Origin of the sequence: Acidovorax sp. K2F, from assembly GCF_025246485.1 — a bacterium.
Lineage (GTDB): Bacteria > Pseudomonadota > Gammaproteobacteria > Burkholderiales > Burkholderiaceae_C > Acidovorax > Acidovorax delafieldii.
This window is the reverse complement of record NZ_JAOBSQ010000119.1, coordinates 1-501: the sequence shown is the minus strand read 5'-3', so window position 1 is coordinate 501 and position 501 is coordinate 1. Positions and strand designations below refer to the sequence as shown.

Annotated in this window: 1 pseudogene; it reads right to left on the bottom strand. The window is 60.5% G+C overall.

Annotated features, from left to right (window positions below):
- Positions 1–401 (bottom strand): annotated as a pseudogene (locus N4G42_RS25520) (hypothetical protein); the annotation flags it as partial.
- Positions 402–501: the final 100 nt, after the last annotated feature.

Genomic DNA, 501 nt, shown 5'->3' with positions numbered 1-501 from the left:
CAAACGCCAAAGCAGCGCGCTTTTGCACCGAGCCCAACATTCCCCTCGAAGTCGCATTCCTCCCCAAGCAACGTCACCTCCGCTGCAAGTGTCTCGATGTCGTAGGAGCACCAGAGCGCGATGTTGGCGGCGTCTTTCCCTGCATTTACGAGCGGCGTGTCGCTGGCAATCTCCATCGTTTCGGTGGTCGCCAGCTGACCTCCTGCACCTGCAGCGAGATAGCGCAAGGACTGGTAGCGTTTGGCAAGAGCCTCACCGAATGCACGACCGAGCGCGTGGTCCTGTGCAACGGCCTCACGCAATAGAAGCATCAGCAGGCGGCGCGGGCCTGGGTCGAAGTCCTGTGCGGCTTCGATTTGATTCACAGCCTCGTGCAGATGGTGTTTCAGATCGTCCAACATGCGCCCAGTCGGAGGCCGAGAGCGGGTCTCGTTGGCCCATTCTTCCGGACCCATAGACATGTCTAGGAGCACGCCGTCAGCAGCGAGCACCGCTGACTTT